Annotated in this window: 1 protein-coding gene; it reads right to left on the bottom strand. The window is 62.7% G+C overall.

Translation table 11 applies throughout. The features are described from left to right. A partial coding sequence (gene groEL / locus C9427_RS31275) for a chaperonin GroEL (protein WP_146172623.1) occupies nt 1-931 on the bottom strand: 931 nt, incomplete at both ends.

Genomic DNA, 931 nt, shown 5'->3' with positions numbered 1-931 from the left:
CCTTCTTGCCGGCGCCGTCGACGATGGTGGTGTTCTCCTTGGAGATCGACACCTTCTTGGCGCGGCCGAGCATGTTGAGGCCGACATTCTCGAGCTTGATGCCGAGGTCTTCGGAAATGACCTGGCCACCGGTGAGGATGGCGATGTCTTCCAGCATGGCCTTGCGGCGATCGCCGAAGCCCGGCGCCTTGACGGCGGCGATCTTCAGGCCGCCACGCAGCTTGTTGACGACGAGCGTGGCCAGAGCCTCGCCTTCGACGTCTTCCGAGATGATGACCAGCGGCTTCGAGGTCTGCACGACAGCCTCGAGGATCGGCAGCATGGCCTGCAGGTTGGAGAGCTTCTTCTCGTGGAGTAGGATGTAAGCGTCTTCCAGATCGGCGACCATCTTGTCGGCGTTGGTGACGAAGTAGGGCGAGAGATAGCCGCGATCGAACTGCATGCCTTCGACGACTTCGAGTTCGGTCTCCGCGGTCTTGGCTTCCTCGACCGTGATGACGCCCTCATTGCCGACCTTCTGCATCGCTTCGGCGATCATCGAGCCGACCGAGGAGTCGCCGTTGCCGGCGATCGTGCCGACCTGGGCAACCTCTTCCGAGGTCTTGATCTTCTTGGCGTTCTTGATCAGCGTCGCGACGACGTGGCTGACGGCGAGGTCGATGCCGCGCTTCAGGTCCATCGGGTTCATGCCGGCGGCAACCGCCTTGTGGCCTTCCTGGACGATCGACTGCGCCAGAACGGTCGCGGTCGTGGTGCCGTCGCCGGCGATGTCATTGGTCTTCGAAGCGACTTCGCGCACCATCTGCGCGCCCATGTTCTCGAACTTGTCCTCAAGCTCGATTTCCTTGGCGACGGTGACGCCGTCCTTGGTGATGCGCGGAGCGCCGAACGACTTGTCGATGACGACGTTGCGGCCCTTGGGGCCGAGCGT

Origin of the sequence: Mesorhizobium helmanticense (genome assembly GCF_003034915.1) — a bacterium.
GTDB lineage: Bacteria > Pseudomonadota > Alphaproteobacteria > Rhizobiales > Rhizobiaceae > Mesorhizobium > Mesorhizobium helmanticense.
Note: the sequence above shows the minus strand (reverse complement) of the source record. Positions and strands in the feature narration are given on the sequence as shown.